Below are 15,239 nucleotides of genomic sequence, written 5' to 3' on the forward strand. Positions count from 1 at the left end.
CGACTCGAGAGTCGGGGTCAGATCCCCGATAAAGGGGGCGGGTGCCGTTGATGAACGCTTATTTCTTGAACAGCTCGTCGAGCTTTTTCTGCTCGTCTTCTTCGGCCTTGGCAGCAGCTTTTGCTGCATCTTCAGACCCCGGAGCCGGTGCAGCTTCACCAGCCTTCAATTCGGCATTCGGCATGGGCTCTTCCACCGGCATTTCGATTACGACTTTATCGATATCGATTTCCACTTTTTCGTCCAGGAACATCGTGACCGACTGGGGCACGAAAATCACCACCACCACCAGAATGATCTGCATGATCACCCAGGGGATGGATCCCAAGTAGATGTCGTTGGAAAGAACCGGTTTCGGGATCCGCTTGTCTTTGAACAAACTGTCTGCGATTCCTCGTAAATAGAAGAGCGCAAATCCGAAGGGGGGATGCATAAAGCTGGTCTGCAGGTTCACGCACAGCAGCACGCCGAACCAGATCAGGTCGATACCCATCTTGTCAGCCACTGGGGCCAGCATGGGCACGATGATGAACGCGATTTCAAAGAAGTCCAGGAAGAACGCCAGGAAAAACACGAAGACGTTGACCACAATCAGGAAGCCAACCTGGCCACCTGGCAAACCGGCCAACAAATGCTCTACCCACTTGTGGCCATCCACACCTTGGAACACCTGGCTGAATACCCGGGAACCGATCAGAATGAACACAACCATGGCTGTCAGGCGCATGGTGCCGGCCATGGCTTCCCAGATCAGGGCAGGTGTCAGACGCTTGGACATGGCGGCCAGAATCAGGGCGCCCACGACGCCCATGGCGCCGGCTTCAGTTGGAGTTGCAATCGCGGTGTCCTGGAAGGGCAGGCCGCCCATGGAACCCAACACAGCAAAAATCAGCAAAGCAGACGGAACGATGCCACGCAAGCATTTGGACCAGAGTGCCCATCCATCGAGAGTGCGTTCAGTGCGGGGGATGCCCGGCAGATAGGAAGGCTTGATACGGGACAGCGCAAAGGTGTAGGCTGCAAACATCAGCACTTGCAGGATGGAGGGGCCCCAAGCGCCCTTGTACATATCACCTACGGGCTTGCCCAACTGGTCGGCCAGCACCACCAATACCAAAGAGGGTGGCACCAACTGCGTGATGGTGCCGGAGGCAGCCAATACGCCGGTGGCATAGCGCATGTTGTAGTTGTACTTCATCATCACCGGCAACGAGATCAGCGCCATGGCGATCACCTGGCCTGCAACGGTGCCGGTAATGGCACCGAGGATGAAGCCCACGATGATGACCGAGTAACCCACGCCGCCGCGCACGGGGCCGAAGAGCTGGCCCATGGAGTCGAGCATGTCTTCAGCAAGACCGCATTTCTCCAGGATAGTGCCCATGAAGGTGAAGAACGGGATCGCCAGCAAAAGCTCGTTGCTCAGAATAGAAAACAGCGAGATCGGCAAGGTTCCCATGAAGGCGGCCGGGAACCAGCCCATTTCAATGGCGTAAAAGCCGCTGGCCAAGCCCAAAGCGGCGAGCGAGAAGGCGACCGGGAAGCCGATCAACATAATCACTACAAGGCCCGCAAACATCAGCGGGGGAAAGTGTTCCATTTGCATAAGTGAATCCAGTATGTCTTGTGGGGTGCGAAGTGCTTAAGGCGCTTGGATGCGGCTTATTGCAAAGGTTTTTCGTAATGTGTGTCCATGGCAAATTTGCCCTGGAGGTAGCCCACACGTTTGATGATTTCAGACAAGCCCTGCAGCCACACCATGGCAAAGCCGATAGGCATGGCGAGTACCGCAGGCCAACGGATCAGACCACCTGCGTTCTGCGACATTTCGCCCGACACGTAGATGCCCCAGAAGTACTGGGAGGTCAGGTAAGCCAAAAGGCCAATCACGGGCAGCAGAAAGAACACCAGCCCGAAAATGTCGACATAGACTGGACGATTGCCCTTGAGCTTGCCGTAAATCAGGTCGACGCGAACGTGCTCATTGACCTTCAACACGAACGGTGCACCCACCATCACGGTGTAGGCAAACAGGTACCACTGGATTTCAATCCATCCGTTCGAGGTAATGCCGAAGCCGTATCGGATGAAGGCATTTCCCGCGCTGATCAGCGCAGCAAACAGTACAGTCCAAGAGGCAAAAAGGCCCAGCTTTTGGCTGATCCAATCCATGCCTTTGGCAAATTTCAATAGAGCATTCACAAGCAGTCTCCAGTTGGTCTTGTTCGAGCGGAGATGCGGACAGGTATCCGCATTCAACTCCGGCATAGTGCCTGAAAACCCCTGTAAAAAGCCTGACGTAATTCCTTGGTGTTTACCCTTAAGCTTTGAAGGGTGGAGCGCGTGCCCTCAGTCAGAAGCCCGCATGGTGCATGGCGATGTAGGCCGCCGCACCGGCCAGGTAGCCGCACAAGGCCAGCCCGCTGATGCGTTTGAGGTACCAGAGAAAGTCAATCTTCTCCAGCCCCATGGCTGCCACGCCGGCCGCAGAGCCGATGATCAGGATGGAGCCCCCGGTGCCCGCGCAATAGGCCATGAATTCCCAAAGAAAGCTGTCGGTGGGGTACTGCGCCAACCCGTACATGCCCATGGACGCTGCTACCAACGGCACGTTGTCCACGACCGCGCTTACCAGTCCGATCAGCACCACGATCACATCCAATCGACCCACGGTGGCATCCAGCCAGTGCGCCACTGCCTCGAGAATATGGGTGTGCTCCAGCACAGCGACAGAGAGCAGAATGCCCACAAAAAAGACGATGGAACCCATGTCAATCCGCGTCAGCGCGCGGGCCAGTGTCAGGCGCTGCTTGCGCAGGTCTTCTTCCTGGCGGTGCACCAAGTCACCCACCAGCCAGACCACTCCCAGTCCGAACAGAATGCCCATGAACGGAGGCAAGTGCGTCACGGCCTTGAACACAGGCACCAACACCAGCGTAGACAGGCCCAGATAGAACATCAGGTTGCGCTCGAATGCGCTGGTCTCGAAGCTTTCTTCATCGGGGTTGCGCTCCGGAGCCACCACCGGCCGATGACCCAGCACGCGGGCGGTGATGGTCAGGGGCACCAGCAAATTGAGCGCAGAAGGAATGAACACACCCTTCATGATTTCCAGCGCAGTGATTTGCCCGCCAATCCATAGCATGGTGGTGGTGACGTCACCTATGGGAGTCCAGGCGCCGCCCGCATTTGCGGCGATCACGATGATGCCGGCGAAGAACAGGCGGTCGTCACGCCGACCCAGCAGCTTTTTCATGAAGGACACCATCACGATCGTGGTCGTCAGGTTGTCAAGAATCGCACTCAGGAAAAAGGTGACTATGCCCACCATCCACATCAGGGATGAGAGCCGGGTTGTTTTGATGCGGGACGTCAGCACTTCGAAGCCGTTGTGCGCATCCACCACTTCCACGATGGTCATCGCGCCCAACAGAAAAAACACAATCTGGGCCGTACCCATCAAGGATTCGCCCAGCTGCGACTCCAGTGCCGGTACCGCCACGCCCGACATGGCGTACACCGTCCACATCAGGCCCGCGCCCAAGAGGGCCGATGCTGATTTGTTGACCTTCAGCGGATGCTCGAGGGCGATGGCGGCATAGGTCGCGATGAAGATGGCAATCAGCAGGAAAGACATGGGTGCATCCAATGGTGTGCAGGGCTGCTGGTCAGCCAAATCGGCAGTTGGCGCCTATAGACTATGCGCGAGCAGCTATGAAAAATGTAGCAGAGCGCATGCCGGCGATCGTCAGCGCCAAAGAGCCCAGCAGGTGCACGCCGGCGGTGCCCAGTGCCAACGCATACCGTTGCTGCCCCAGCATGGCGACGACTTCGGCCGAGAAGCTCGAGAAAGTAGTGAGTGCGCCCAGAAAGCCAGTGACTAGCGCAAGGCGCCAGGCCGGGTCCAGCTGCGGCATGGCCTGGAACACGGCTACGCACACTCCGATCAGGTAACCACCAATCAGGTTGGCTGCCAGCGTGCCCCAGGGCAGCACAGTACCGGCGGTGGCGACCGGGTTGAGCCACAAGCCCAGTTGCCAGCGCGCAAGGGCACCGGCGCAAGCGCCCATACAAATGGCAATCACGGGATGCATCATTTGGACTCCGGTGTGTAGGTCGCACCCTGGACCGTCAGCCCTTGCGCAGAGAACTTGGTGGCCGTAGCAGGCTTGATGCCTTTGACGCGTGTCATGAAGTCCGCCCAGCTTTTGAATGGACCCGCCTCGCGGGCCTGCAGTATCCGTGCGGTGCTGCTGGGGCCCAGGCCGCGCAAGCCGTCGAGTTGGGCCTCGGTGGCCTCATTGAGTTCGAGTGCCTGGCTTGCCCCGCATGCCAGCAGCGCGGCACCACAGAGGAGGCGACGGATCAACGCGCGGATTGTGGGTGCGTGGGCCTGCGACATCGGTCGGGTCGTTAGGTTGTCAGGCCTTACGGCTGGCCAACCAGTCCACATAGCGGCTGACGCCGGTTTGCACATCCGCAAACTGGTGGTCGCAGCCGGTGGCGCGCAGGGCGCTCAGGTCGGCCTGGGTATAGCACTGGTATTTGCCGCGCAATGCATCGGGGAAAGGCACGTATTCCACCAGCCCCTGCTGGGCGATGTCATCCAAGGCCAACGCGGATTCTCCGCGCAGGCGCCGCATGGCGTTGACCACAGAGCTTGCCACATCATTGAACGGCTGTGCGCGGCCGGAACCCAGGTTGAAGATGCCGCTTTGGGCGGGATTGTCAAAGAACCAGAGGTTGACCGCCACGACGTCATCGATGAACACGAAGTCGCGCATCTGGCCGCCTTGCGCGTAGCCACCGTATTCACCAAAGAGCTTCACCTTGCCCTCGGCATTGAACTGGTTGAACTGGTGAAAAGCGACGCTGGCCATGCGACCTTTGTGTTGCTCACGCGGGCCGTACACGTTGAAATAGCGAAAGCCCACGACCTGGTGCGTACGGCCTGCCTTGGTGCGTTCAAAGTTCACACCACACTCGCGGCGCATGCGCTGGTCGAACAGCAGCTTGGAGTAGCCGTAGACATTGAGCGGACCTTCAAAGGCAGGGTCTTCACGGAAGGTGTCAGAGCCGCCATAGGTGGCTGCGCTGGAGGCGTACAAGAGCCGTGCGCCACGCTTCTGGCAAGCCTGGAACAAGTGCCAGGAGAGCGTGTAGTTGTTGGCCATCATGTACTTGCCGTCCTGCTCCATCGTGTCGCTGCAGGCGCCTTCATGGAACACGGCTTCGACCTGGCCGTAGTGGCCGCCGGCGAACTCGTCATAGAAGGTATCCATGTCGACATAGTCGGCAATCTTCAGGTCCACCAGGTTGCGGAATTTGTCACCTTGCTTCAGGTCGTCCACCGCAATGATGTCGGTCATGCCGCGGGCGTTCAGCCCGGCAATGATGTTGCTGCCAATGAAACCGGCCGCGCCGGTAACCACGATGCGTGTCATGCAAAAAGCTCCTCGTAAGACACCGTGGCGGTGCCGAATTTTCCGACCACAATGCCGCCGGCGCGATTGGCCAGGGGCACAGCTTCGCGCAGGGTCATGCCTGCGCCTACCAAGCTGGCCATGGTGGCAATCACCGTGTCGCCGGCGCCGGTGACGTCAAACACCTCGCGCGCTTGTGCGCTGACGTGCAAATGTCCGTCTGCATCAAACAGGGTCATGCCTTCTTCACTGCGGGTCAACAGCACTGCATCCAATTGGAGTTGTTTGCGTAGTGCGTGAACTTTGGCGTGCAGATCGTCTTCACTGGTCCATGCGCCAATGACTTGTTGCAGTTCGGCGCGGTTGGGGGTGATAACGGTCGCTTGCTGGTAGCGCGAATAGTCGCTGCCCTTGGGGTCAATGAAGATGGGCTTGTCGGCCGCACGGGCACCGGCAATCATGTCGCTCACGTGAGCCAGACCACCCTTGCCGTAGTCGGAAAACAGGATCGCATCGTGCTCGGCCAACAGACGGGTGAAGGAGGCGGTTTGGGTCGCCAGCACTTCGCTCTTGGGCGTGTTTTCAAAGTCGAGTCGGATCAGCTGTTGTTGCCGCCCGATCACCCGCAACTTCACCGTGGTCTTGAGGTCTGCATCACGCCCGAAGTGGGTGCGTATGCCGGTCTTGGCGACCAAGGCTTCCAGCTTATGGCTGGCTTCGTCATCGCCCACTACGGTCAGCAGCGAGGCTTGTGCGCCCAGGGTTGCAGCATTGAATGCTACGTTGGCCGCTCCGCCACAGCGCTCTTCCTCGTGGGTGATGCGTACGACCGGCACGGGGGCTTCCGGAGAAATCCTGTCCACCGCGCCATACCAGTAGCGGTCCAGCATGACATCGCCGACCACGAGAACGCGCGATGCCGAGAGTTTGTTTTTGGTCATGCTCATAATGGGTTCAAAGCTCCTCGACCCGCCGCGCGGGGTAGCTGTCCCAGGCTTGGCAACCGGGGCACTGCCAGAAATGGACTTTGGCTTCAAAGCCGCAGGCTGCGCAGCGGTAGCGGGTCAGGGGTTTGACGGCATGGTCCAGCGCACGCTGGACCTGAGGATGAAAGGCTTCGCGTTCCAGCTTCTCGCCGGCAATCCATTTGGTGGCTGCGACCAGGGAGGGTTCTTTTTCGAGATGGCGGGCATACCAGTCGCGAGCAGTAGGGGTGAGTGCCGTTGTACTGGCCTCCAGGCTCACGATGGCGTCCAGCACATCCAGCGAGGGCACCTCCTGGTAGGTGGCCTTCAGCAGTTCCAATGTCTCAGCGACTTGGCCGGATGCAATGGCGCTCTGGGCCAGCAAGGGGGCAATGAGCGGAATGGCGGCAGGCGAGGCATGCAGTGCGTCCGTCAAGACCCGGCAGCTCTGGGCGGCTTGCCCGGACTTCGTTAAGAGTGCGGCCATGTCCATGCGGGGGCGCGGAACCTGAGGTGCGCTGTCTATGGCCTGTTGCAGCAGGGACTGGGCACCTGCAGAGTCTGCTTTGGCTAGCAGTGTGGCAGCTTGCTCGCAGAGATAGTGTGCAAGGCGGCCTTTGAAGCTGCCTTGACCGGAGGCCTCGAGCTTGCGTGCGATGCCTGCGGCATGCTCCCAATCGCGTGAGCGTTCATAGTTGGCCAAGAGCGCCAAACGGGCCTGCGCTTCAAATCGGGTGCCTTCGAGCTTCAGCAGTGCTTCTTCGGCTCGGTCCAGCAGGCCTGCCTTGAGGTAGTCCAAGGCGAGCGCATGTTGGGCCCGGTGCTGGTCGTCCTGGCTGAGATCGCCGCGCGACAGCAGGTGCTGGTGCACGCGCACAGCGCGCTCGTATTCGCCACGGCGACGGAAGAGGTTGCCCAGAGCAAAGTGCAGCTCTGAGGTGTCGGGGTCGCTTTGTACGGCTTCGATGAAAGCGTCGATCGCCTGGTCTTGCTGTTCATTCAGCAGAAAATTCAAGCCCTTGAAATAGGCCTTAGGTGCCTGGCGGTTTTCGATGCGGAGTTGTCGCAAGTCGAGACGCGACGCCAGCCAGCCCAGCACAAAGGCCAGCAGCAGGCTGATCAGCAAAAGGGAAATATCAAAGTCCATGCGGGGGCGCTATCGGGGAAGCGTTGGTTTCAGCGGCCAGCGTGGCACGTGCGGAGTCGGCATCAGATCGGGCGCGGCGTGCGGCTTTGCGGTGTCGCCACCAGCGGGGCACCATGCCTAGCACTCCAATCAGCAGGCCTGCAGCAAATGCGCTCAGGACCACCAGCACCATGGGCGCCGTCCATCGGGTGCCGAAGAAAAAGTGCACCGTGACGTCGCCCTGGTTGTTCAGGGCGAAGGCGAACAGGGTAAAAAAAATGGCCGCTTTAAGTAGCCACTTAAAGAGCCATGCGATCTGTTTCATTCATCTCCTCGTTGTCGAGGGATTCTACTCAGGGTTTTGCCTTGGATTCCAGCTCCGCAGTGCGTGTGTCCACCGCTTCACGTAAAGCTTTTCCGGGCTTGAAGTGAGGCACCCGCTTTTCGGGAATGGCCACGCTTTCGCCGCTGCGGGGATTGCGTCCCATGCGGGGAGGGCGACGGTTGATGGAGAAGCTGCCGAAACCGCGGATTTCGATACGGTGGCCACGGACCAGTGCGTCATTCATGGCATCCAGAATGGCTTTCACGGCGAACTCGGCGTCGCGGTGGGTCAGCTGGCTGAAACGGTTGGCCAGTTCTTCAACGAGGTCGGAGCGGGTCATGGCAAGGAGCAATGGTTGGGGTAAGAAAAAACGACCGGTGCAGTCAAGCAACCGGTCGTTCAATCAGGTCAGCAACAACAGATTAGTTGTTGTTGTCCAGCTTGGCACGCAACAAAGCGCCCAGGCTGGTAGTACCGGCGGAGCCAGTGTTCTGGTTCAGGGATTGCATGGCTTCGTTTTGGTCAGCCATGTCCTTGGCCTTGATGGACAACTGGATGTTGCGGGTCTTGCGATCCACGTTCACCACCACAGCAGTCACTTCGTCGCCTTCTTTCAGCACGTTGCGAGCGTCTTCAACGCGGTCGCGGCTGATTTCGGAAGCGCGCAGGTAGCCCAGGATGTCGTCGCCCAGATCGATTTCAGCGCCCTTGGCGTCCACGGTCTTGACCTTACCGGTAACGGTCTGGCCCTTGTCGTTCACGGACACGAAAGTGGTGAAAGGATCGGAATCCAACTGCTTGATACCCAAGGAGATGCGCTCGCGGTCTACGTCCACGGCCAACACGATGGCTTCAACTTCCTGGCCCTTCTTGAATTCGCGCACGGCGGTTTCGCCGGATTCGTTCCAAGACAGGTCAGACAGGTGTACCAGACCGTCGATACCGGCAGCCAGACCCACGAACACGCCGAAGTCGGTGATCGACTTGATCGGGCCCTTCACGCGGTCGCCGCGCTTGGTGTTTTGTGCAAACTCTTGCCATGGGTTAGCTTTGCATTGCTTCATGCCCAAGGAGATGCGACGCTTGTCTTCGTCGATTTCCAGAACCATGACTTCGACTTCGTCACCCAGGGCAACGATCTTCGAAGGAGCAACGTTCTTGTTGGTCCAGTCCATTTCGGACACGTGCACCAAACCTTCGATTCCGGGTTCGAGTTCCACAAACGCGCCGTAGTCGGCGATGTTGGTGATCTTGCCGAACATGCGGGTACCTTGGGGGTAGCGGCGGTTCACGCCCATCCAGGGGTCGTCGCCCATTTGCTTCAGACCCAGAGACACGCGGTTCTTTTCGGTGTCGAACTTCAGGATCTTGGCTGTGATTTCCTGACCGGCTGTCACCACTTCGGAGGGGTGACGGACGCGGCGCCATGCCATGTCAGTGATGTGCAACAGGCCGTCGATACCGCCCAGGTCCACGAACGCACCGTATTCGGTGATGTTCTTGACCACGCCTTGCACCACAGAACCTTCTTTCAGGGTATGCATCAGCTTGGCGCGCTCTTCGCCCATGGAAGCTTCCACGACAGCGCGGCGGCTCAGCACCACGTTGTTGCGCTTGCGGTCCAACTTGATAACCTTGAATTCCAAGGTCTTGTTTTCGTACGGAGACAGGTCCTTGGTAGGACGTGTGTCGACCAAAGAACCAGGCAGGAATGCGCGGATGCCGTTGACCAGAACGGTCAGACCGCCCTTGACCTTGCCGGAAGTGGTACCGGTCACGAATTCGCCGGATTCCAGGGCCTTTTCCAGGCTCATCCAGGAAGCCAGACGCTTGGCCTTGTCACGGGACAGGATGGTGTCGCCGTAGCCGTTTTCGACGGAGTCGATAGCCACAGACACGAAGTCGCCTACTTGGACTTCGATTTCGCCCTTGTCGCTCTTGAATTCTTCGATTGGCACGTAGGCTTCAGACTTGAGGCCGGCGTTGACAACGACGAAGCTGTGCTCGATGCGGACGACTTCAGCGGTGATCACTTCACCGGTGCGCATTTCCGAGCGTTGTAGCGATTCTTCAAATAGGGCTGCGAAAGATTCAGACATGAGTTTTGCGGTTGGTACCGCGGGGTTAAGTTGTTGAACCCCACAGCTTCTGGTGTGAACCGGTGCGCTGACGCGCGAGGGAAGCAATGGGGGCCAGGTTGCTTTTCAGGCCGGGGCTAGAAAGGCTGTTTGCTCTGCCACCAGTCCAGCACGGTTTGAACAGACGCTTCGACTGTCAAATCCGAGTTATCAAGCAACAAGGCATCTTGCGCAGGCTTCAGGGGGGCAACAGTCCGGGAGGAGTCCCGGGCGTCGCGCGCCTCCAAGTCGGCACGAAGATCGTCGAGTGTAGCGGGAATTCCCTTTGAAATCAACTGCTTATGGCGACGCTCCGCACGGCAGGCCGCGCTGGCCGTCAAATAGACCTTCAAAGGGGCTTCCGGGAAGATGACCGTGCCCATGTCGCGGCCATCGGCAACCAGGCCCGGAAGTTTGCGGAAATTGCGCTGCAAATCAATCAAAGCGGCACGAACGGCCGGGAACGCAGACACTTTGGAGGCGTTCATGCCCGCTTCTTCGGTGCGAATCGCGTCGCTCACATCTTCGTCGGCCAGCCAGATGTGGCTGCCTTCAAAGTGAATGGGCAGGCTTTGCAGCAGAGCCACGATAGCCGCTTCATTGGCCGCTTCCAATGCTATGTCCGCACGGCTGGCCGCCAGGCCGGTAATGCGGTAGAGCGAGCCGGAGTCCAGAAAGTGGTAACCCAATTTTTCTGCCAGAACCGCAGCCAAGGTACCTTTGCCGGAGGCCGTGGGGCCATCGACGCAGATCACCGGAATGTTCCGTGTATCTGCCGTGGCCACAGAAAAGAGAGCTTCAAAGTAATCCGGGAATGTTTTGGCTACGCACTTGGGGTCTTCAATCCGCACCGGCACTTGGGCGGGGTTGAAAGCAGCCAATGAGAAGCACATGGCTACGCGGTGGTCGTCATAGGTATGGATGCTCGCAGCTTTCCAGCCGGCCATACCGGCCGGAGGCGTGACTTGGATGTAGTCCTGACCTTCGACGACGGTGGCGCCCAACTTGCGCAGCTCGGTGGCCATTGCGGCAATCCGGTCAGTTTCCTTCACGCGCCAGCTGGCAATGTTGCGCAGATTGGTGGTGCCATCGGCATACAGTGCCATGACCGCCAACGTCATGGCTGCGTCGGGGATGTGGTTGCAATCCAGGTCGATCGCTTTGAGTGGCCACGCCCCCCGCTGAATGTGCAGCCAGTTCGGGCCGCTTTCGATCTTTGCACCCATGGCCTGTGCGGCTTCCATGAAGCGGATGTCGCCCTGGATGGAGTCGGCGCCTACACCTTGAATTTTGATGCCATTGTGGCCATTGGCGCCCGTAGATAGTGCGCCAAGCGCTATGAAATAGCTAGCACTGGAAGCATCGGCTTCCACATGAATGTCACCTGGTGAACGCAACTTGGCACCCGCTGGAATGGTGAACCGCTCCCAGTCATCACGCCGGACCTGCACGCCAAAGCGTGCCAAGAGATTCAGGGTGATTTCAATATAGGGGCGGGAAATCAGTTCGCCCACCACCTCAATCACGATGTCTTTGGTGGCCACCAGCGGCAGCGCCATCAGCAGGGCTGTCAGGAATTGGCTGGAGACATCGCCACGGACCTTGATGGGTGCGTCGAGCTGCAAGGCTGGCGCGCCCAGCTTCAATGGCGGGTAACCCTCGTTGCCCAAATAGTCAATGGCGCACCCCAGCTGGCGCAAAGCGTCCACCAGGTCGCCAATGGGCCGCTCGTGCATACGCGGTACGCCGCTGAGTTCAAAGTCGCCGCCGACCACCGCGAGTGCGGCGGTCAATGGGCGCATGGCAGTACCTGCATTGCCCAAAAACAGTTTGGCGGAGTCGTTGGGCAACTTCCCGCCCAAACCGGTGATCTTGACGATGGCGCCCGACTGCTCCACAGCACAGCCCAAGGTACGCAGTGCGATCAGCATCACGCGGGTGTCGTCGGAGTCCAGCAGGTCGTGGATGGTCGTAGTGCCCTCGCTCATGGCGGCGAGCAGCAGCACGCGGTTGGAAATGCTTTTGGAGCCGGGAAGCGTGACCGCGCCAGCAGCGTGGGCCAAGGGTGGCAGGTCGAGGAATGCGGTGGAAAACATTATTTGTTGAGCTTGGTCGCCATGGTCCAGTTGGCGCGTGTGTTGCTAGCCTGTTCGATCAGGCCCTCCAGCGCGTCGCCGTTGCCACTGGAAATCATCAGCTCCATGGCTTGCAGGGTGCGTTGGAAAACTTTGCTTTGCGCCAACAGTTCTTCGCGGTTGGAGATCATGATGTCGCGCCAGATTTTGGGATCGCCTGCAGCGATGCGTGTGAAGTCCCGGAAACCCGGTCCGGCCAGCGACAGGTAGTCTTGGCCCTGCGGCTGGCTGGTGATGCCGTTCATGAGCGCAAAGGCAATCAAATGGGGCAAGTGGCTTACCGCCGCAAAAGCGGCATCGTGCTGCTCGGGCGACATTTTCAGCACCCGGCAGCCGAGTGCGGTCCAGACATCGACGGCCTTTTGCAGCTGCACGGTAAACGTGCGTTCAATCGGGGTCAGGATGATCTGCTTGCCGGCGTACAGGTCAGGGTCGGCATGTTCCACACCTGAGAGTTCTTTGCCGGCAATAGGGTGTGCCGGCACGAAGGAGCCAATATGCTCACGCAGGCCGCGGCGGCCTGCGTCGATCACGTCGCGCTTGGTGGAGCCCACATCCATGATCAGCATGCTGGGGGTGACCAAATGCTTGATGGCTTTGAAAGTAGCTTCAGTGGCAGACACGGGCACCGCGATCAGCACGATATCGGCGCCAGACACCGCCAACAGCGCAGAGGGGGCTTCGATGTCGATCACGCCCATCTGCCGGGCACGCTCGGTGGTGGAGGGCGATTTGCTGTAGCCGACGACGCGCTTTACCAGCCCTGCGCGCTTGAGCGCCAGGGCGAAGGAGCCGCCCATCAAGCCGCAACCAATCAGACCGAGTTGTTCAAACATAGTGGGTGTCCTGCAGTCCGCTCAGTCTGCCAAAGGGTAGGTGCCCAGCACCTTGTAGAAGGCACACAGACCGGCAAGATCCTTCAGCGCAGCGGCCACATGGGGCTGCGAAGGGTGACCCTGCAAATCGATGTAGAAGTAGTACTCCCACTGGCCACTGCGGGCCGGGCGGGATTCAAAGCGTGTCATGGACACGCCGTGTTGTTTGAGGGGCACCAGCATGTCGTGGACCGCGCCCGGCTTGTTGGGCACCGAAACCACCAGGCTGGTGCAGTCCTTGCCTGACGCTTGCGGCGCCGGCAGCACGCTGGGTAGGCACACCACGACAAAACGGGTGCGGTTGAAGGCCTCGTCTTGGATGGCATGTGCCGCTGTATGCAGGCCGAACTCGGACCCCGCACGTTCACTCGCAATGCCCGCCCAAGCAGGGTTGGAGGCCGCCAAGCGTGCGCCCTCTGCGTTGCTGGAGACGGCGCGCCGCTCGGCATGGGGCAAGTGGGTGCTGAGCCATTGCTGGCATTGCGCCAAAGCTTGCGGGTGCGCGAGCACCACTTCAATGCCTTCCAACGAGGCGGTAGTGCGCAGCAAATGGTGGCGCACCAGCAGGCTGATTTCGCCCACGATGTGCAGCGGGGAGTTCAGCAGCAGATCAAGCGAGCGCGTGACGACGCCCTCGGTGCTGTTTTCTACCGGAACTACGCCAAACTCGGCAGAGCCTGCGGTCGCGGCGTGGAACACCTCGTCAAAGTTGGCGCAGGGCACATGGGTGATGCTGGAGCCGAAGAAGCGCAGTGCAGCTTCTTCACTGAACGTGCCTTTGGGGCCGAGATAGGCCACGCGTTGCGGTGCTTCCAGCGCCCGGCAAGCAGACATGATTTCGCGCCAGATCACGGCGACGCTGCTGTTCTTGAGCGCGCCATCGTTGGCAGACTGCAGCGTCTGGATGACCTGTGCTTCACGCTCGGGGCGGAAGACTGCCGAGCCTTCCACTTTTTTGATTTCGCCCACTTCGTGCGCCAAGGCAGCACGGCGGTTCAGCAGGTTGAGGAGCTCGATGTCCAGTGCGTCAATCAGGACGCGGAGTTCGGGGAGTGTTCGTGCCATGGTGTGCCTCAGCCGTGGGTTCGCTCGAACTCGCGCATGTACGCCACCAGCGCCTGCACGCCTTCCAGCGGGATGGCGTTGTAAATGCTGGCGCGCATACCGCCGACCGACTTGTGACCTTTGAGCTGCAGCAAACCCGCTTCTTTGGCGCCGGTCAGGAACGCATCGTTCAGGCTTTCATTGCGCAGGAAGAAGGGCACATTCATGCGGGAGCGGGCATTGCGTGCCACGCCGTTGATGTAGAAGCCGGATGCGTCAATGGTCTCGTACAGCAACTCGGCCTTGGCGATGTTGCGTGCCTCCATGGCCGCGATCCCTGTCAGCCCATTCTCACCCTGGCGCTTGAGCCACTTGAACACCAGCCCTGCCATGTAAATGGAGTACGTGGGTGGGGTGTTGTACATGGAGCCGTTGTCAGCCACGGTTTTGTAGTCAAACGCGCTGGGGCAAACGCTCTGGGCATGGCCCAGCAGGTCTTCGCGCACTACCACCAGGGTCAGGCCCGCGGGACCCAGGTTCTTTTGTGCGCCGCCAAAAGCCAAGCCCACGCGACTCCAGTCCACCGGACGGGATGCGACGTGGGAGGAGAAGTCAATCACCAGCTCGGCTTTAGACCCCAGCGCCTTCAGGTCGGGCAGGCTCTGGAACTCGATGCCGTTGATGGTTTCGTTGCTGCAGATGTGCACATAGCTGGCCTCATCGCGCAGCTCCCAGCTGGCCGCAGGAGGAATAGCGGTAAAGCCATCGGCTTTGCCCGTAGCGGCCAAGTGGGCGCTGCAGTATTTGCCTGCTTCCTTGAGCGACTTTTCACTCCAGGTTCCGGTGACCACGAAGTCCGCGGCACCATTGCCACTGGTGGCACGCAGGCGGCTCAGGTTCAAGGGCACAATGGCATTTTCAGCCAGCCCCCCGCCCTGCATGAACAGGATCTTGAAGTTCGCAGGCACCGCCAGCAACTCACGCAAGTCAGCCTCTGCAGCTTCATAGATGCTCAGGAACTCTTTGCCACGGTGGCTCATTTCCATCACGCCCATGCCGCTGAGACGGCCGTTGGCATCGGGCCAGTTCAGCATTTCAGCAGCGGCTTGTTCCAACACTTCGGCTGGCATGGCGGCCGGTCCGGCCGAGAAGTTGTAGGGGCGTTGCATCAGTGGTTTTTTGGATGAAATCGGGCTCTGGCGCCTATGGAATGTGCGGGAGTAGCTATC

15 protein-coding genes are annotated in these 15,239 nt (G+C 59.5%); all 15 read right to left on the reverse strand.

Going from position 1 to position 15,239, the window contains the following annotated elements; all coding sequences use genetic code 11:
* Positions 1-58 precede the first annotated feature (58 nt).
* Positions 59-1,606, reverse strand: coding sequence for a TRAP transporter large permease (locus tag RAN89_RS09330; RefSeq protein ID WP_087496953.1), 1,548 nt, complete (start codon positions 1,604-1,606; stop codon positions 59-61).
* Between the two features lie 56 nt (positions 1,607-1,662).
* Positions 1,663-2,202: a TRAP transporter small permease subunit gene (locus RAN89_RS09335; RefSeq protein WP_313869301.1), complete on the reverse strand. Its 540-nt coding sequence runs from the start codon at positions 2,200-2,202 to the stop codon at positions 1,663-1,665.
* Between the two features lie 151 nt (positions 2,203-2,353).
* Positions 2,354-3,637 carry a sodium:proton antiporter NhaD gene (nhaD, locus tag RAN89_RS09340; RefSeq protein ID WP_313869302.1) on the reverse strand — a complete coding sequence of 428 codons (1,284 nt, stop codon included), beginning with the start codon at positions 3,635-3,637 and terminating at the stop codon, positions 2,354-2,356.
* 61 nt (positions 3,638-3,698) lie between these two features.
* Entirely contained in the window at positions 3,699-4,094 is a 396-nt protein-coding gene (gene crcB, locus RAN89_RS09345; RefSeq protein ID WP_087496956.1) for a fluoride efflux transporter CrcB, read from the reverse strand.
* Positions 4,094-4,369: a ComEA family DNA-binding protein gene (locus tag RAN89_RS09350; RefSeq protein WP_313869303.1), complete on the reverse strand. Its 276-nt coding sequence runs from the start codon at positions 4,367-4,369 to the stop codon at positions 4,094-4,096. Before RAN89_RS09350 ends, crcB begins: the two co-directional genes overlap by 1 nt.
* A 52-nt stretch (positions 4,370-4,421) precedes the next feature.
* Positions 4,422-5,444, reverse strand: a complete 1,023-nt coding sequence (rfaD, locus tag RAN89_RS09355) for an ADP-glyceromanno-heptose 6-epimerase (RefSeq protein WP_313869304.1) — start codon at positions 5,442-5,444, stop codon at positions 4,422-4,424.
* Complete coding sequence (gene rfaE1 / locus RAN89_RS09360) at positions 5,441-6,370, reverse strand: D-glycero-beta-D-manno-heptose-7-phosphate kinase (protein ID WP_313869305.1); 930 nt, start codon at positions 6,368-6,370, stop codon at positions 5,441-5,443. Before rfaE1 ends, rfaD begins: the two co-directional genes overlap by 4 nt.
* Before the next feature lie 7 nt (positions 6,371-6,377).
* The gene (gene lapB / locus RAN89_RS09365) at positions 6,378-7,535 is read right to left on the reverse strand and encodes a lipopolysaccharide assembly protein LapB (protein ID WP_313869306.1); all 1,158 of its coding nucleotides are present in this window, start codon (positions 7,533-7,535) and stop codon (positions 6,378-6,380) included.
* On the reverse strand, positions 7,525-7,839 hold the full coding sequence (locus RAN89_RS09370; protein WP_087496961.1) for a LapA family protein: 315 nt from the start codon (positions 7,837-7,839) through the stop codon (positions 7,525-7,527). The genes lapB and RAN89_RS09370 overlap by 11 nt, the downstream gene beginning before the upstream one ends.
* Positions 7,840-7,867: 28 nt before the next feature.
* Entirely contained in the window at positions 7,868-8,179 is a 312-nt protein-coding gene (locus RAN89_RS09375) for an integration host factor subunit beta (protein WP_087497444.1), read from the reverse strand.
* Positions 8,180-8,261: 82 nt separating this feature from the next.
* Positions 8,262-9,938 (reverse strand): 30S ribosomal protein S1, encoded by a 1,677-nt coding sequence (gene rpsA / locus RAN89_RS09380; RefSeq protein WP_087496962.1) that lies wholly within the window; start codon positions 9,936-9,938, stop codon positions 8,262-8,264.
* Positions 9,939-10,054: 116 nt separating this feature from the next.
* The gene (locus RAN89_RS09385; protein ID WP_313869307.1) at positions 10,055-12,052 is read right to left on the reverse strand and encodes a bifunctional 3-phosphoshikimate 1-carboxyvinyltransferase/cytidylate kinase; all 1,998 of its coding nucleotides are present in this window, start codon (positions 12,050-12,052) and stop codon (positions 10,055-10,057) included.
* Positions 12,052-12,927, reverse strand: a complete 876-nt coding sequence (locus RAN89_RS09390) for a prephenate dehydrogenase (protein WP_313869308.1) — start codon at positions 12,925-12,927, stop codon at positions 12,052-12,054. The genes RAN89_RS09385 and RAN89_RS09390 overlap by 1 nt, the downstream gene beginning before the upstream one ends.
* A 21-nt stretch (positions 12,928-12,948) precedes the next feature.
* Positions 12,949-14,031, reverse strand: coding sequence for a prephenate dehydratase (gene pheA / locus RAN89_RS09395; protein WP_313869309.1), 1,083 nt, complete (start codon positions 14,029-14,031; stop codon positions 12,949-12,951).
* 8 nt (positions 14,032-14,039) lie between these two features.
* Positions 14,040-15,179: a 3-phosphoserine/phosphohydroxythreonine transaminase gene (gene serC / locus RAN89_RS09400; RefSeq protein WP_313869310.1), complete on the reverse strand. Its 1,140-nt coding sequence runs from the start codon at positions 15,177-15,179 to the stop codon at positions 14,040-14,042.
* Positions 15,180-15,239 lie beyond the last annotated feature (60 nt).

The sequence above is a fragment of the Rhodoferax mekongensis genome (genome assembly GCF_032191775.1).
In the GTDB taxonomy this organism is placed as follows: domain Bacteria; phylum Pseudomonadota; class Gammaproteobacteria; order Burkholderiales; family Burkholderiaceae_C; genus Allorhodoferax; species Allorhodoferax mekongensis.

Coding starts and splice junctions, on each gene's coding strand:
- RAN89_RS09330 (WP_087496953.1), bottom strand. CDS start 1,606: ATGCAAATGGAACACTTTCCCCCGCTGATGTTTGCGGGCCTTGTAGTG.
- nhaD (WP_313869302.1), bottom strand. CDS start 3,637: ATGTCTTTCCTGCTGATTGCCATCTTCATCGCGACCTATGCCGCCATC.
- crcB (WP_087496956.1), bottom strand. CDS start 4,094: ATGCATCCCGTGATTGCCATTTGTATGGGCGCTTGCGCCGGTGCCCTT.
- rfaD (WP_313869304.1), bottom strand. CDS start 5,444: ATGACACGCATCGTGGTTACCGGCGCGGCCGGTTTCATTGGCAGCAAC.
- rfaE1 (WP_313869305.1), bottom strand. CDS start 6,370: ATGAGCATGACCAAAAACAAACTCTCGGCATCGCGCGTTCTCGTGGTC.
- lapB (WP_313869306.1), bottom strand. CDS start 7,535: ATGGACTTTGATATTTCCCTTTTGCTGATCAGCCTGCTGCTGGCCTTT.
- RAN89_RS09370 (WP_087496961.1), bottom strand. CDS start 7,839: ATGAAACAGATCGCATGGCTCTTTAAGTGGCTACTTAAAGCGGCCATT.
- RAN89_RS09375 (WP_087497444.1), bottom strand. CDS start 8,179: ATGACCCGCTCCGACCTCGTTGAAGAACTGGCCAACCGTTTCAGCCAG.
- rpsA (WP_087496962.1), bottom strand. CDS start 9,938: ATGTCTGAATCTTTCGCAGCCCTATTTGAAGAATCGCTACAACGCTCG.
- RAN89_RS09385 (WP_313869307.1), bottom strand. CDS start 12,052: ATGTTTTCCACCGCATTCCTCGACCTGCCACCCTTGGCCCACGCTGCT.
- RAN89_RS09390 (WP_313869308.1), bottom strand. CDS start 12,927: ATGTTTGAACAACTCGGTCTGATTGGTTGCGGCTTGATGGGCGGCTCC.
- pheA (WP_313869309.1), bottom strand. CDS start 14,031: ATGGCACGAACACTCCCCGAACTCCGCGTCCTGATTGACGCACTGGAC.
- serC (WP_313869310.1), bottom strand. CDS start 15,179: ATGCAACGCCCCTACAACTTCTCGGCCGGACCGGCCGCCATGCCAGCC.